Here is a 13926-nt window from a genome sequence, read left to right on the forward strand (position 1 = left end):
CTTCCTGTAGCGTCCGAGAGGTACGCACAACCCATGCAGGCAGGCACGAGCGAGCGCGACAGGGGTGGTCGGGATGGCCGAGGCGGCTGCGCCCGAGGACACGGAGACCCGGCTTGAGGAGTACCGGACGGAGCTGACCGGTTACTGCTACCGCATGCTGGGCTCCGCGTTCGAGGCGGAGGACGCGGTGCAGGAGACGATGATCCGCGCCTGGCGGTCCCTGGAGAAGTTCGAGGGCCGCTCGTCGCTCCGCTCATGGCTGTACCGGATCGCCACCAACGTGTGCCTGGACGCGCTGAACGCGGGCAACCGCCGGGCCCGTCCCATGGACCTGACGGAGCCCGTGCCGGTGTCGCGGGCGCAGCTCCACTCCCGCCCCGAGGCGACCTGGCTGGAGCCGGTGCCGGACGGGCGCGTGCTGCCGCAGGCGTCCGATCCGGCGGAGACCGCGCTGGCCCGGGAGTCCGTGCGGCTGGCGTTCGTGGCGGCGCTCCAGCACCTGCCGGCCAAGCAGCGGGCGGTGCTGATCCTGCGGGAGGTGCTGGCGTGGAAGGCGAGCGAGGTGGCCGAACTGCTCGGCACCTCGGTCGCCTCCGTGAACAGCGCGCTCCAGCGGGCCCGCGCGACCCTGGCCGCGCACGATCCGGCGCGCACCCAGCCGGCGGACCCGCTGGACGCCGGGCAGCGCGACCTGCTCGACCGGTACGTGGCCGCGTTCGAGGCGTACGACATGGCGGCGCTCACCGCCCTGCTGCACGAGGACGCCACGCTGTCCATGCCGCCGTACGACCTGTGGCTGCGGGGCCACGACGACATCGTGGGCTGGATGCTGGGCGTCGGCTCGGTGTGCCGCGGCTCGCGCCTCGTGCCGACGGTCGCCAACGGCACGCCCGCGTTCGCCCACTACCACCCCGATCCCCAGGGCGGGTACAGCCCCTGGGCCCTGATGGTGATCGAGATAGCGGACGGCAAGGTCAGCGGGATCACGTCGTTCCTGGACGTGCAGCGCTGGTTCCCGCTGTTCGGTCTGCCCGAGCGGCTGGAGCCGGCGGAGGGCTGAGGGGGATGACCCCGCCGGCCAGCCCGGCCAGGTCGAGCAGCGCGCGCAGTTCGGGACCCGCGCCCTGGACGGTGAGGCGGTGGCCGAGGCGGCGGGCGGTGAGCTGCATGCGGGCCAGGGCGTCGACGGCGGCGAGCGTGGGGTGGCCCAGGCCGGTGACGTCCACGACGACGTCGCCGTCCTGCGGGGAGGCGCGGGCGCCGAGCTGCTCGGCGAGGGCGGCGCAGAGGCCGGGGACGTCGGGGGGTTCGAGGGGGCCGGTGAGCTTCAGCACGAGGGGGTCCCTGTTCTTCACATGAACAGGGACCCGGTCAGGGCCCGGAACTCATCGGAGCGGGGGGACGGAGAACCGGCCCACCTTGCAGCCCTCGGGCGCGTTCACGTCCTCCCGGACGCGGACGATGCCGTCCCAGCCGGAACCGCTCCCCGGTCCGGACTCGACGGCGAGTGCGCTCACGGGGTGCTCCTCTTCGGACGTCAGGCAGTCCGGCATGCCGAACGGGACCGGTGGCGAGCCACCGGTCCCGTTCGCCCGCAGGGGGCATATGCCTTGGCAGGGTCAGGCGATGCGGTCCAGGACGATCGGCTGCGGGGTGAACGCCGCGCCTTCGCCGGCGATGTCCCAGGCGCCGTCCAGGGACGCCAGGGCGTAGTCGAACTTCTCCGGGGTGTCCGTGTGCAGGGTCATCAGCGGCTGGCCGGCCGTGACGGTGTCGCCGGGCTTGGCGTGCAGCTCGACGCCCGCACCGGCCTGCACCGGGTCCTCCTTGCGGGCCCGGCCCGCGCCGAGGCGCCAGGCGGCGACGCCGACGCCGTACGCGTCCAGCCGCGTGAGGACACCGGAGGACGGCGCGGTGACCACGTGCTGCTCGCGGGCCACCGGCAGCTGCGCGTCCGGGTCGCCGCCCTGCGCGGCGATCATGCGGCGCCAGACGTCCATGGCGGAGCCGTCCGCGAGGGCCTTCGCCGGGTCGGCGTCCGTGATCCCGGCGGCTTCCAGCATCTCGCGGGCCAGGGCGACGGTCAGCTCGACGACATCCGCCGGGCCGCCGCCCGCGAGGACCTCGACGGACTCGCGGACCTCCAGGGCGTTGCCCGCGGTGAGGCCGAGCGGGGTGGACATGTCCGTGAGGAGCGCGACGGTCTTCACGCCGTGGTCGGTTCCGAGGCCGACCATGGTGGAGGCCAGCTCGCGGGCGTCCTCGATGTTCTTCATGAAGGCGCCGGAGCCGACCTTCACGTCGAGGACCAGCGAGCCGGTGCCCTCCGCGATCTTCTTGGACATGATCGAGGAGGCGATCAGCGGGATGGCCTCGACGGTGCCGGTGACGTCGCGCAGCGCGTACAGCTTCTTGTCGGCCGGGGCGAGACCGTCGCCGGCCGCGCAGATGACCGCGCCGGTGGTGTCGAGGACGTGCAGCATCTCCTCGTTGGACAGCAGCGCGCGCCAGCCGGGGATCGACTCCAGCTTGTCGAGGGTGCCGCCGGTGTGGCCGAGGCCCCGGCCGCTGAGCTGCGGGACGGCGGCGCCGCACGCCGCGACCAGCGGGGCCAGCGGCAGGGTGATCTTGTCACCGACGCCGCCGGTGGAGTGCTTGTCGGCGGTGGGGCGGGACAGGGACGAGAAGTCCATGCGCTCGCCCGAGGCGATCATCGCGGCGGTCCAGCGGGCGATCTCGGAGCGGTTCATACCGTTGAGCAGGATCGCCATCGCCAGGGCGGACATCTGCTCGTCGGCGACCTCGCCGCGGGTGTACGCGTCGATGACCCAGTCGATCTGCTCGGGGGTCAGCTCACCACGGTCCCGCTTCGTACGGATGACGGAAATCGCGTCCATGGGCTCAGTGTTCCTTCCAGCGGTGCGCGCCGAGGCATCTACGCGCATAGAGAGGGGCAAGTGGCGCGGCCCTTCTGCCAAGGGGAAGCAGAAGGGCCGCGCAGATCAGGTCAGGTGCTCCGGGCCGAAGGCCTGCGGCAGCATCTCGTCGAGCGTGCGGATGCCGTCGGGGGTGTCCAGCAGCAGCTCGCCGCCGCCGAACTCGTAGAGCAGCTGGCGGCAGCGGCCGCACGGCACCAGGGTCTCGCCGCGGCCGTCGACGCACACGAAGTGGGTCAGCCGGCCGCCGCCGGTGGCCTGGAGCTGCGAGACGAGCCCGCACTCGGCGCACAGGCCGATGCCGTAGGAGGCGTTCTCCACGTTGCAGCCGGAGACCACCCGTCCGTCGTCGGCCGTCGCGGCCGCGCCGACCGAGAAGCCGGAGTACGGCGCGTAGGCGTGCGCCATGGCCTCCCGGGCGGCGGCGTGCAGGGCCTCCCAGTCGAAGGGGGGTTCCTGCGCGGGCGTCGTCACTTGCCCTGGCCCTTCTTGTACGGCAGGCCGTTCGCCTTGGGCGGCCGCAGCCGCTGTGCGGACAGGGCCAGCACCAGCAGCGTCGTGACGTACGGCGCTGCGTCGACGAACTGGCTGGGCAGCGCGTCGGTGAGCGCGTACCAGGTGAACAGGCCCGCCGCCACCACGACGGAGAGCACGGCGGCCGGGTACTTCTTCTTGTACAGCGTCCAGCCCGCGGCGATGACGAGCAGGATCGCCAGCAGGAGCAGCATCGCGTGGACGTTCTCGGCGCCGCCGCGCAGCTTGAGGCTGTCGGTGAAGCCGAAGAGGCCCGCGCCCAGGGCGAGACCGCCCGGCATCCAGTTGCCGAAGATCATCGCGGCGAGGCCGATGTAGCCGCGGCCGCCGGTCTGGCCCTCCTGGTAGATGCCGGTGGAGACGATCGCGAGGAACGCGCCGCCGAGGCCGGCGAGGGCGCCGGAGACGAGCACCGCGATGTACTTGTACTTGTAGACGTTGACGCCGAGGGACTCCGCGGCGACCGGGTTCTCACCGCAGGAGCGCAGCCGCAGGCCGAAGCCGGTGCGCCACAGCACCCACCACGTGCCGGGGACCAGCAGCAGGGCGATGACCGTCAGCAGCGACAGGTTGGTGACCAGACCGCCCAGGACGCCGGCGAGGTCGGAGACGAAGAACCAGTGCTTCTCCTGGAGGTCGCTCAGCCAGTCCGACAGCCCGGGGACGGTGATGCGCTCGATGGGGTCGATGCGCGGGGACTGCTTGGAGGAGCCGCCCGCGACCTCGGCGAACGTGAAGTTCGAGAGGTAGCGGGTCGCGCCCGTCGCGAGGATCGTGATGGCCACACCGGAGACGATGTGGTTCACGTTGAACGTGACGGTCATGACGGCGTGGATGAGGCCGCCCAGCGCACCGCCGATGATGCCCACCAGCACGCCGGTCCACGGGCCCCACTGGTAGCCGGCCCAGGCACCGAACCAGGTGCCCAGGATCATCATGCCTTCGAGGCCGATGTTGACCACGCCCGCGCGCTCGGCCCACAGGCCGCCGAGTCCGGCGAGGCCGATCGGCACGGCGAGCTGGAGGGCGCCGGCCACCTGGCCGACGGAGGTCAGGTCCTCGGCGCCGCTGATGAGGCGGACCAGCGAGAACAGCAGCAGGCCGGCGGCGACGATCAGCAGGACGACCGGCAGGGACAGCCTGCGGCGGCCCCCGCCCTTCGCGGGAGCGTTGGCGCCCGCGGTGGTCACCGTGCTCGTGGATTCCATCTCGCTCATGCCGCCACGTCCTCCTTGTTCTTGCGGGCCTGGGCGGCAAGTTCCTCGCCGACCTTCTGCTGCTGCCGGCGCAGGCCGTACTGGCGGACGACCTCGTACGACACGACCACCGAGATCACGATCAGGCCCTGCATGATCGTGGCGATCTCCTTCTCGAACTCCGGGTCGATCACGGATCCGGACGCCTTCTCCAGGAAGGAGATGAGCAGGGCGGCGAAGAAGATGCCGACGGGGCTGTTGCGGCCGAGCAGGGCGACGGTGATGCCCACGAAGCCGACGCCCGCGGGGAAGCTCAGGCTGTACGTGTGGGTCTGGCCGAGCAGCAGCGGCATACCGGTCAGACCGGCGACACCGCCGGAGATCAGCATGGCGGTGAGCACCATCTTCTTGGCGTCGACGCCGCTCGCCTGGGCGGCGGTCGAGCTGGCGCCGGTGGCGCGCAGGTCGAAGCCGAAGCGGGTGCGGTTGAGGACGAACCAGTAGACGACGCCGAGGGCGAAGGCGACGAAGGTGAAGCCGTAGATGTTGCCGCCCTCGACCGACAGGCCGGTCATCCAGCCGGACTCGGCGATCTCACCGGTCGTGAGGTCGTTGGAGCCGGGCGGCTGCACACCGAGGTTGGACGGCAGGATCATCCAGGCGATCAGGCTGGTCGCGATGGCGTTCAGCATGATCGTCGACACGACTTCGCTGACGCCGCGGGTGGTCTTCAGGAAACCGGCGATGCCGGCCCAGAAGGCGCCCACGAGGACGGCGACGACCACGATCAGCAGCAGGTGCAGCGGACCGGGCAGCTCGACGCTGGCACCGACGACGGCGGCGAGCATCGCGGCGAGGCGGTACTGGCCGTCGACGCCGATGTTGAAGAGGTTCATCCGGAAGCCCACGGCGACGGCGAGGGCTGCCAGGTAGTAGGTGCCGGTCTGGTTGATGATCAGGACCTGGACGTCCGGGAACTCAGCCGTCTCCATCATCAGGGTGTACGGCCTGATCGGGTCGCGCCCGGAGGCCAGCAGCACGATCGAGGTGAGGACGAAGGCCACGGCCAGCGCGAGGGCCGGGCCGGCCAGGCCCAGCAGCACCTTGTCCTTGTCGAACTTCTTCATCGGCCTTCACCGTCCGTGTCGTGACCGTGCGCGTCGTGCTCAAGGTGGCCGGTGGCGGCACCGGTCATGGCCGAGCCGAGCTGCTCGGGGGTGATCGTGGCGGGGTCGGCGTCCGCGACCAGGCGGCCGCGGTACATGACCCGCAGGGTGTCGGAGAGCCCGATCAGCTCGTCCAGGTCGGCGGAGATCAGCAGCACCGCGAGGCCCTCCCGCCGGGCCTCGCGGATCTGGTCCCAGATCTGCGCCTGTGCGCCGACGTCCACACCGCGGGTGGGGTGGGCGGCGATGAGCAGCTTCGGCGCGTGGCTCATCTCGCGGCCGACGATCAGCTTCTGCTGGTTGCCGCCGGAGAGGGAGGCCGCGGTGACCTCGATGCCGGGGGTGCGCACGTCGTACTCGCGCACGATCCGCTCGGTGTCGCGGCGGGCGCCGCGGGGGTCGAGGATGCCGTGCTTGCTGTTGGGGGCCTCGGTGACGTGGCCGAGGATGCGGTTCTCCCACAGCGGCGACTCCAGCAGCAGGCCGTGCCGGTGGCGGTCCTCGGGGATGTAGCCGATGCCGCGCTCGCGGCGCCTGCGCGTCGGGGCGTGGGAGATGTCGGCGCCGTCGAGCGTGATGACGCCGCTGTCCGGGTCGCGCATGCCCATCAGGGCCTCGATCAGCTCGGTCTGGCCGTTGCCCTCCACGCCGGCGATGCCCATGACCTCGCCCTTGTGGATGGTGAAGCTGATCCCGCCGAGGACCTCGCGGACGATGCCGTCGGGGTCGGTCACCGCCAGGCGGAGGTCGTCGACCCGGAGCATGGCGGTGTCGGTGACGGTGGACTCCCGGGTCTCCGGCGAGGGCAGCTCGGCGCCCACCATCAGCTCGGCGAGCTGCTTGGTGGTCGTCGTGGCCGGGTCGGCGGTGCCCACGGTCGTACCGCGCCGGATGACGGTGATGTCGTCGGCGACGGACAGCACCTCGCCCAGCTTGTGGGAGATGAAGATGACGGTGAGGCCCTCGGCCTTGAGCTCCCGCAGGTTGGCGAAGAGCGCGTCGACCTCCTGCGGCACGAGCACGGCGGTCGGCTCGTCGAGGATGAGGGTGCGGGCGCCGCGGTAGAGGACCTTGAGGATCTCGACGCGCTGGCGGTCGGCGACACCGAGGTGCTCGACGAGCACGTCCGGGCGGATGTTCAGCCCGTACGCGTCGGAGATCTCCTTGATCTTGTCGCGGGCCCGGCCGCCGATCCCGTACAGCTTCTCGCTGCCGAGGACGACGTTCTCCAGGACGGTGAGGTTGTCGGCCAGCATGAAGTGCTGGTGGACCATGCCGATGCCGGCGGCGATGGCGTCGGCCGGGCTGTGGAACGAGACCTCCTGGCCGTCCACGACGATCGTGCCCTCGTCCGGCTTCTGCATGCCGTAGAGGATCTTCATCAGGGTCGACTTCCCTGCACCGTTCTCACCGCAGAGGGCGTGGACCGTGCCCTTGCGGACGGTGAGGTGGATGTCGTGGTTGGCGACGACGCCGGGGAAGCGCTTGGTGATGCCGCGCAGTTCGACGGCGGGGGGGCTGGACGCGTTGATGACGCACTCTCCTTGGCGAGAAAGGAGCGGGAGAAGCAAGGGGGGAGGACGGGCACGCTGGGCACGGTGGGCTCGGTGTGGCCGAAGTTATCGCGCCGGAGAGGGTTCTACGCGCGTAGCGATCCCGAATGCCAAACACCCGCGGCCAGGACCTGACGGCGGGGTCCGGAGGACAGGCGCGCTGTCGCGCTCCTGTCCGTCCGGACCCCGAGGACCGAGGGCCCTGGCCCCGTGACGCGTGGGTTACGGGGCGGTCTTGACCTTGATCTTGCCGGCGATGATGTCGGCCTTGGCCTGGTCGACCGCGGTGATGACGTCCTTCATCTCCGTGAAGGCGGGGTTGGACATGGCCAGGCCCACACCGTCGTCCTCCAGGCCGTAGCGGATCTCACCGCTCTGCGGCTTGCCGTCCTCGACGGACTTGACCAGGTTGTAGACGGCACCGGAGACGTTCTTGGTGACCGAGGTGAGGATGCGCTCCTTGTAGGCGGCCAGACCGGACTGGTTGTACTGGTCCGAGTCGACGCCGATGGCCCACTTGTCCGCCTTGGCGGCGGCCTCGATGGAGCCCGAGCCGGCGAGGCCGGCGGCGGCGTAGATCACGTCGGCGCCCGCGTCGATCTGGCCCTGGGCGGCGGCCTTGCCGAGGTCCGGCTTCGAGAAGCCGCCGAAGTCCGGCGGCTGCGTCAGGTACTGGACCTTGACGTCGACGTCCTTGTTGGTGTCCTTGACGCCCTGGACGAAGCCCGCCTCGAACTTCTTGATCAGCGGGGTCTCCACACCGCCGATGAAGCCGACGGTGTTCGACTTGGTCACCTTGGCGGCGGCGACGCCGGCCAGGTAGGAGCCCTGCTCCTCGTTGAAGACCAGGTTGGCGATGTTCTTGCCGGTCTTCGACGTGTCGTCGATGAGACCGAACGTGGTGTCCGGGAACTTCGGCGCGACCTCGGCGATGGCCGGCGCGTACGCGAAGCCGACGCCGATCACCGGGTTGTTGCCGGCACGGGCGAGCGAGGTGAGGCGCTGGACCTTGTCCGGGTCGCCCTCGCCTTCGCTGGGCTCCGCCTCGGTGCCCTCGATGCCGAAGTCCTTCTCGGCCTTGGCGAGACCGGCGTAGGCGGCGTCGTTGAACGACTGGTCGCCGCGACCGCCGATGTCGTACGCGATGGCGGCCTTGCCGCCGTTCGAGTCGGACCCGGCGTCCGACGAGTCGCCACCGCCACAGGCGGTGACACTGAGCGCGAGCGCCGCGGACGCGATGCCCGCGGTGGCAATCCTGGTGATCCGGCGCAAGGGGGGCTCCTTCGACCTGACCGAAGCGCCTCTTCTCGGCGCTGGTTTCGCGGCGATCGTAACGCGCGTAGATGTCAGATAAAGCCCCGTACGGAAGCCGTTATCGATTCGTCGCGAACAGGCCGCGGCCCGGCCACCTCCCGGTTGGCCCCGCCGGGTAGTGGCCGGGCCAGCGTGGCAGCCGCTCTGGCCTGCGGTCGACCGCCGCGCCGGGGGCTGCACCGGATGGCGCAGCGCGGGCCGACCGGCGGCGGCAGCGACGATATCGAGCCACCGACAGGGGCGCGCCGAGGGTCCGGTGTGGGACGCATCACCCGCGATCCGGGCGACCCCGGCGGGGCGCGGAACCCACGGGTGCGGGGGTCGGCTTCCGTCTCGCTTTCGCCGCGGGGCGGGGGGATGGGGGACGAGGGATGGGGGGATGGGGGGATGGGGGGTGGGGGCTGCGGGGTCGGGGCTGGGCTGCGGGGGTGCGTTGGGGTGTGGGGGGTGCGTTGCGGTGTGGGCTGGGTGGAGGCCCTCCTGCGGGTACGGGGCGGGGGCGGGTGGTGCCTTGCGGCGTGGGGCGGGTCGGGGGCGCCTGCGGGTACGGGGCGGGGCGGGTGGTGCCTTGCGGCGTGGGGCGGGTCGGGGCGCCTGCGGGTGCCTGGGCTTTGCGGGCGTCTCGGGGGCGCTGGCGCGTCTCCCGCGTACGGCGCGGGGCCTGACCGCGTCGCCGGGGCGGGTCACCCGGCGTCGAGCTGGTGGTCCGCCCACACGTAGGACTCGGGCAGCAGGTCGGCGACGGGCACGGCGCGGGCGCGGTCGCCCTCACCGACGATGACCTTGAGGGACGGGAAGTAGTCGAGGAGGACCTGGCGGCACCGCCCGCAGGGCGGGACCACACCGCGGCCGCGGTCGCCCACCGCGACGATCGTGTGCAGGTCGTAGGCGCCCTGCGCGGCTGCCGCACCGATGACGACCAGCTCGGCGCAGGGGCCTCCCGTGAAGTGGTAGGCGTTCACCGCGGTGATGATGCGGCCGTCCCCGGCGCGGGCCGCGGCCGCCATGGTGTGCTCGTCGCCCCGGCAGCGGGTGCGGGCGACGTGCGCCGCGGCCTGGATGAGTGCGCGGTCGACGGGGTGGGGCTGCGTGGTCATTCTCTCCGCCCTCGTGAAGGTGTCACGGGAGCCTGGCGTCGAGTGGCGGAGCCGCGCAAGCGAATACCTGGGGGTGTGCCGGCCTGCCTCTGATGGCCTCGGCGCTTCGGCGCTTCGGCGCTTCGGCGCTTCGGCGCTTCGGCGGAGGATCGTGCCGCACCCCGCCTGTGGCCTGCGTAGTCGGGTGGCCTCGGGTGCGGGCGGCGGCGGAGCGGGCGGGTGGCGGCCTCAGGAGACCGGGCGGGGAAGCAGGCGGTCGGGCCGCCCCGAGGCGGTCGCAGCGGCAGCACGTAGGCGCGCCCCGGCGCCGCAGCGCGTGGCCGCGTCCCGGGTGCCGCAGCGGCGGCACGTAGGCACGCCCTGGGGGCCGCGGCGGCAGCGGGGCGTCGGCTGGCGTCCACAGGGCGCCGCAGCGGCAGCACGTAGGCACGTCTCGGGGGCCGCAGCGGTGACGCCACCTGCGGGCCCGCGCCGGGAGGGGCCGCCGGTCCTGTCGCCGCGCACACCGCAGCGGCAGCGCCTGGGCGTGGCGCATCCCGGATGCATCCGGGATGGAAGGGGCAGGGGCCCGTGGGGCCGGATACGGCGGTGCCCCGCGGCCCGGGTGGGCTGCGGGGCACCGGCGGGCGCGGGGAGGATCAGACCGTGCCCGCGTCGATGAGGGCGGCGGCGGTGAAGAGCTCGACGCCGACCTTGATCGCGCTCTCGTCCACGTCGAAGTTGCCGCGGTGGAGGTCGAGGTGGTTGGGGTCGCCGGGGCGGCGGACGCCGAGGCGGGCCATGGCGCCGGGAACGTGCTCCAGGTACCAGGAGAAGTCCTCGCCGCCCAGCGACTGCTCGGTGTCCTCGATCGCGTACGGCCCGCAGCGGCGGGTCATCGCCTCGCGGAGGAGCTCCGCGATCACCGGGTCGTTCACGACCGGCGGCACCCCGCGGACGTAGTTGATCGTGGACTTCGCGCCGTGCAGGGTCGCGACCTCGTCGATCGCGGCGTACACCTGGTCGGGGGCGTCCCGCCACGCGGCCAGGTCCAGGCAGCGGACGGTACCGCCCAGCTCGGCGTGTTGCGGGATGACGTTCGGGGCGTGACCCGCCTCGATGCGCCCCCAGGTCAGCACCAGCCCGGAGCGGGCGTCGATCCGGCGGGAGAGGAGCGCCGGGACGTCCGTGGCGACCCGGGCCACCGCGGTGACCAGGTCCGTCGTCAGGTGCGGGCGGGCGGTGTGGCCGCCGGGGCCGTCGAGGGTGACCTCCAGGCGGTCGCAGGCGGAGGTGATGGGGCCCACGCGCAGACCGATCTTGCCGGCGTCGACGCGCGGGTCGCAGTGGACCGCGATGATCTTGCCGACACCGTCGAGGACCCCGGCCTCCACCGCGTTGACCGCGCCGCCCGGGAGGACCTCCTCGGCCGGCTGGAACACGAGTCGCACCGGGCGGGCCAGCAGGCCCTGGCGGTGCAGTTCGGCCAGGACCAGACCGGTCCCGAGGACCGTGGTGGTGTGGACGTCGTGACCGCAGGCGTGGGCGCGGTCCGGGACGGTCGAGCGGTACGGGCAGTCCGCCTTCGTGTCCGGAATGGGCAGGGCGTCGATGTCCGCGCGGATCGCCAGCATGGGGCGGTGGCCGTCCCAGGTGCCGATGTCGCAGGTGAGCCCCGTGCCGCCAGGAAGCACCCGGGGGCGGAGGCCCGCGGCCTCCAGCCGGGACTTGATCGCGGCGGTGGTGCGGAACTCCTGGTTGCCCAGCTCGGGGTGCATGTGCAAATCCCGGCGGAAGGCGATCAGCTCGGCACGCAGGGGTTCCGGCAGCGTACCGGGCAGGGGCGTTTCGCCGGGAACGTCTGCTTCGGGCTCGCGGGACATCAACTTGTTCACCCATCAAAGGGTAGGCGTCTTTACCCCTCAACTTACCTGTGATCTACAAAACTTCAGCCCGATAGGGGAAAGAAGGTGAGCTGAGGGCGCTTGAGTCGGGCCCCGAGTGGGTAAGCTCACGTCTTTTGGGCCTTGAGTCGATCTTCGTTCAGCCCTCGCACGCAGCGGAGTTAACAGTCGTTTACGGCCCGGTCAGCGACAGCCCGTGGGCCGCCCGGGCCGTCTCCGCCACCGTACGCAGGAACCCGCGCGCCCGGGGCGGAGCGCTCGCTTTCAGCCATTCCGGCGCCACGTCGCACACGGTGATCGACACACCGGTCCCGGCCAGGGCGGCCGGCAGGGTGTGCACGACCGTGGACGGGAAGCTGAGCACCGTGCGGCTGGTGGGGCCGCGGCGGGCGACCAGTTCCAGAGGCAGCTCCGGGCGGACCACCTCCAGCCCGGTCTCCGTCGCGATGCGGTGCAGCTTCGGGGTGCTCTCCCGGCGGTGCGCGTAGTAGCGGGTGACGCCGTGCGCCGCCGCCAGGGCCGCCACCGCGTCGACGTAGCGGTCCGCGTCCACCACGCCCGTCTCCACCAGCGACGTGCCGACCAGGTCCGCCCCCGGGGTGACACGCGGCGGCCCGAAGCGCGCCCGCGTCCACGCGAAGGCGTTGCAGGCGACCTCGGTGCCGGGCGGCGCCGCCGCCAGCGGCAGCGACGTGAAGATCTCGACCGTGCGGCCCCGACCCGGCGCCAGCCGGCGGCGGGCGAGTGCCGTCAGCGGGGCCAGGGCCAGCTCGCGGGGGCTGCGGCTCTCCCTGCGGTGCCAGCGCACGAGCCGCTCCCCCGTGCTGAGCCGCTCCGCGTACTCCATGGTGGCCGTGCCGTCGTCCACGACCGTCAGGCGGCGCGGCGGGAAGAGTGACAGCAGCAGCTGCACGTACCGGGAGAACGGGTCCCCGATCAGGACGTGCTCCGCGCGGCGCAGCAGCGGGGCGAGCGCCCGCAGGGTGTGCGGCAGGGAGCCCTCGCGGCCCCGCGCCTCCTGCCAGTGGACGGCGAGGCCCTCGTCGCGGGCCAGCCCCGCCATGCGGCGCAGCTGGCCCCGCGACATCGGGTCGGTGGGCGGGAGGACGACCAGCGTCAGGGGCGTGCCGCCCGCGACCGGCCGCCCTGCTTCTCCCGCCGCGCCCGCGCCCGGCCGCCGTGCTCCTCCCGCCGCGCCGGCGGCCGGCTCGGCGAGACGTGCGTACGTCCACTCCAGGACGTTCAGGAGCTGGACCGGGCTCTCGACGAACGCAAGGTGCTCGGTCGGCGGGGTCATGCCGGGGCCATCACGCGGCGCAGCTTCTTCATGGGGGCGAGCTCCGACTCGTACACGCGCTTCACGCCGTCCCCGAGGGCGGTCTCGATGGTGCGGATGTCGCGGACGAGGCGGCTGAGGCCGCCGGGCTCCACGGACGCGGCCTGGTCGGAGCCCCACATCGCGCGGTCGAGGGTGATGTGCCGCTCGACGAACACGGCGCCGAGGGCGACGGCGGCGAGGGTGGTCTGCAGGCCGGTCTCGTGGCCGGAGTAGCCGATCGGGACGTTCGGGTACTCCTGCCTCAGCGTCTCGATCACGCGCAGGTTGAGCTCCTCGGCCTTCGCCGGGTAGGTGGAGGTGGCGTGGCACAGCAGGATGGTGCCGCTGCCCAGGACCTCGACCGCGTGGCGGATCTGCCGCGGCGTCGACATGCCGGTGGAGAGGATGACGGTGCGGCCGGTCGCGCGCAGCTCCCGCAGCAGCTCGTCGTCCGTCAGGGAGGCGGAGGCCACCTTGTGGGCGGGGACGTCGAACTTCTCCAGGAAGGCGACCGCCTCCGTGTCCCAGGGGGACGCGAACCAGGCGATGCCCTTCTCCTTGCAGTACGCGTCGATCCTGCGGTACTCCTCCTCGCCGAACTCGACGCGGTGGCGGTAGTCGATGTAGGTCATCCGGCCCCACGGGGTGTCGCGCTCGACGTCCCACTGGTCGCGGGGGGTGCAGATCTCGGGGGTGCGCTTCTGGAACTTGACGGCGTCGCATCCCGCCTCGGCGGCGGCGTCGATCAGCTTGAAGGCGTTGTCGAGGTCGCCGTTGTGGTTGATGCCGATCTCGCCGGTGACGTAGACGGGCCGGCCGGGGCCGACGGTGCGGGTGCCGAGGGTGCGCAGACGGGGGTCGCTCATGATCAACTCTCTTGGTCGTGGGACGCTGGCGGACAAGGCGTGCGTGACCCGGCCACGCGGTGG

Annotated in this window: 13 protein-coding genes; 1 reads left to right on the forward strand and 12 read right to left on the reverse strand. The window is 72.3% G+C overall.

The genetic code is table 11. The features are described 5' to 3' along the window. Window positions 1–73 precede the first annotated feature (73 nt). Window positions 74–1060: a sigma-70 family RNA polymerase sigma factor gene (locus tag L6E17_RS09425; protein WP_236240285.1), complete on the forward strand. Its 987-nt coding sequence runs from the start codon at window positions 74–76 to the stop codon at window positions 1058–1060. Here L6E17_RS09425 and L6E17_RS09430 read toward each other — a convergent pair. The 12 genes from L6E17_RS09430 to L6E17_RS09480 all read right to left on the reverse strand — a co-directional run bounded on the left by L6E17_RS09430 (window position 984) and on the right by L6E17_RS09480 (window position 13863). Continuing rightward, window positions 984–1355 (reverse strand): STAS domain-containing protein, encoded by a 372-nt coding sequence (locus L6E17_RS09430; RefSeq protein WP_236240286.1) that lies wholly within the window; start codon window positions 1353–1355, stop codon window positions 984–986. The two genes, L6E17_RS09425 and L6E17_RS09430, sit on opposite strands and share 77 nt — an antisense overlap. A 30-nt stretch (window positions 1356–1385) precedes the next feature. Beyond that, window positions 1386–1517: a hypothetical protein gene (locus L6E17_RS30435; RefSeq protein ID WP_268984902.1), complete on the reverse strand. Its 132-nt coding sequence runs from the start codon at window positions 1515–1517 to the stop codon at window positions 1386–1388. Window positions 1518–1619: 102 nt separating this feature from the next. Next, the gene (locus L6E17_RS09435; RefSeq protein ID WP_236240287.1) at window positions 1620–2897 is read right to left on the reverse strand and encodes a thymidine phosphorylase; all 1278 of its coding nucleotides are present in this window, start codon (window positions 2895–2897) and stop codon (window positions 1620–1622) included. Window positions 2898–3002: 105 nt separating this feature from the next. After that, window positions 3003–3410, reverse strand: a complete 408-nt coding sequence (locus L6E17_RS09440; RefSeq protein WP_308315850.1) for a cytidine deaminase — start codon at window positions 3408–3410, stop codon at window positions 3003–3005. Next, window positions 3407–4678: an ABC transporter permease gene (locus L6E17_RS09445; RefSeq protein WP_374109028.1), complete on the reverse strand. Its 1272-nt coding sequence runs from the start codon at window positions 4676–4678 to the stop codon at window positions 3407–3409. Before L6E17_RS09445 ends, L6E17_RS09440 begins: the two co-directional genes overlap by 4 nt. Window positions 4679–4683: 5 nt before the next feature. Then, the gene (locus L6E17_RS09450) at window positions 4684–5793 is read right to left on the reverse strand and encodes an ABC transporter permease (RefSeq protein WP_236240289.1); all 1110 of its coding nucleotides are present in this window, start codon (window positions 5791–5793) and stop codon (window positions 4684–4686) included. Next, window positions 5790–7334 (reverse strand): ABC transporter ATP-binding protein, encoded by a 1545-nt coding sequence (locus tag L6E17_RS09455; protein WP_236240422.1) that lies wholly within the window; start codon window positions 7332–7334, stop codon window positions 5790–5792. Before L6E17_RS09455 ends, L6E17_RS09450 begins: the two co-directional genes overlap by 4 nt. A 273-nt stretch (window positions 7335–7607) precedes the next feature. After that, window positions 7608–8657, reverse strand: coding sequence for a BMP family protein (locus L6E17_RS09460; RefSeq protein WP_236240290.1), 1050 nt, complete (start codon window positions 8655–8657; stop codon window positions 7608–7610). A 725-nt stretch (window positions 8658–9382) separates the two neighbouring features. Then, on the reverse strand, window positions 9383–9796 hold the full coding sequence (locus tag L6E17_RS09465; protein ID WP_236240291.1) for a cytidine deaminase: 414 nt from the start codon (window positions 9794–9796) through the stop codon (window positions 9383–9385). Window positions 9797–10434: 638 nt separating this feature from the next. After that, on the reverse strand, window positions 10435–11658 hold the full coding sequence (locus L6E17_RS09470) for a M20 family metallopeptidase (protein ID WP_236240423.1): 1224 nt from the start codon (window positions 11656–11658) through the stop codon (window positions 10435–10437). Window positions 11659–11851: 193 nt separating this feature from the next. Further along, window positions 11852–12976, reverse strand: coding sequence for a hypothetical protein (locus L6E17_RS09475; RefSeq protein WP_236240292.1), 1125 nt, complete (start codon window positions 12974–12976; stop codon window positions 11852–11854). Beyond that, complete coding sequence (locus L6E17_RS09480) at window positions 12973–13863, reverse strand: N-acetylneuraminate synthase family protein (RefSeq protein ID WP_236240293.1); 891 nt, start codon at window positions 13861–13863, stop codon at window positions 12973–12975. Before L6E17_RS09480 ends, L6E17_RS09475 begins: the two co-directional genes overlap by 4 nt. Window positions 13864–13926 lie beyond the last annotated feature (63 nt).

It is taken from the genome of Streptomyces sp. CC228A, assembly GCF_021390935.1.
Taxonomy (GTDB): Bacteria; Actinomycetota; Actinomycetes; order Streptomycetales; family Streptomycetaceae; genus Streptomyces.

Bases quoted from the DNA above. Each gene is read 5' to 3' on its own strand.
- L6E17_RS09450 (WP_236240289.1), bottom strand. From the start codon at position 5,793: ATGAAGAAGTTCGACAAGGACAAGGTGCTGCTGGGCCTGGCCGGCCCG.
- L6E17_RS09425 (WP_236240285.1), top strand. From the start codon at position 74: ATGGCCGAGGCGGCTGCGCCCGAGGACACGGAGACCCGGCTTGAGGAG.
- L6E17_RS09435 (WP_236240287.1), bottom strand. From the start codon at position 2,897: ATGGACGCGATTTCCGTCATCCGTACGAAGCGGGACCGTGGTGAGCTG.
- L6E17_RS09475 (WP_236240292.1), bottom strand. From the start codon at position 12,976: ATGACCCCGCCGACCGAGCACCTTGCGTTCGTCGAGAGCCCGGTCCAG.
- L6E17_RS09445 (WP_374109028.1), bottom strand. From the start codon at position 4,678: ATGGAATCCACGAGCACGGTGACCACCGCGGGCGCCAACGCTCCCGCG.
- L6E17_RS09470 (WP_236240423.1), bottom strand. From the start codon at position 11,658: ATGTCCCGCGAGCCCGAAGCAGACGTTCCCGGCGAAACGCCCCTGCCC.
- L6E17_RS09465 (WP_236240291.1), bottom strand. From the start codon at position 9,796: ATGACCACGCAGCCCCACCCCGTCGACCGCGCACTCATCCAGGCCGCG.
- L6E17_RS09480 (WP_236240293.1), bottom strand. From the start codon at position 13,863: ATGAGCGACCCCCGTCTGCGCACCCTCGGCACCCGCACCGTCGGCCCC.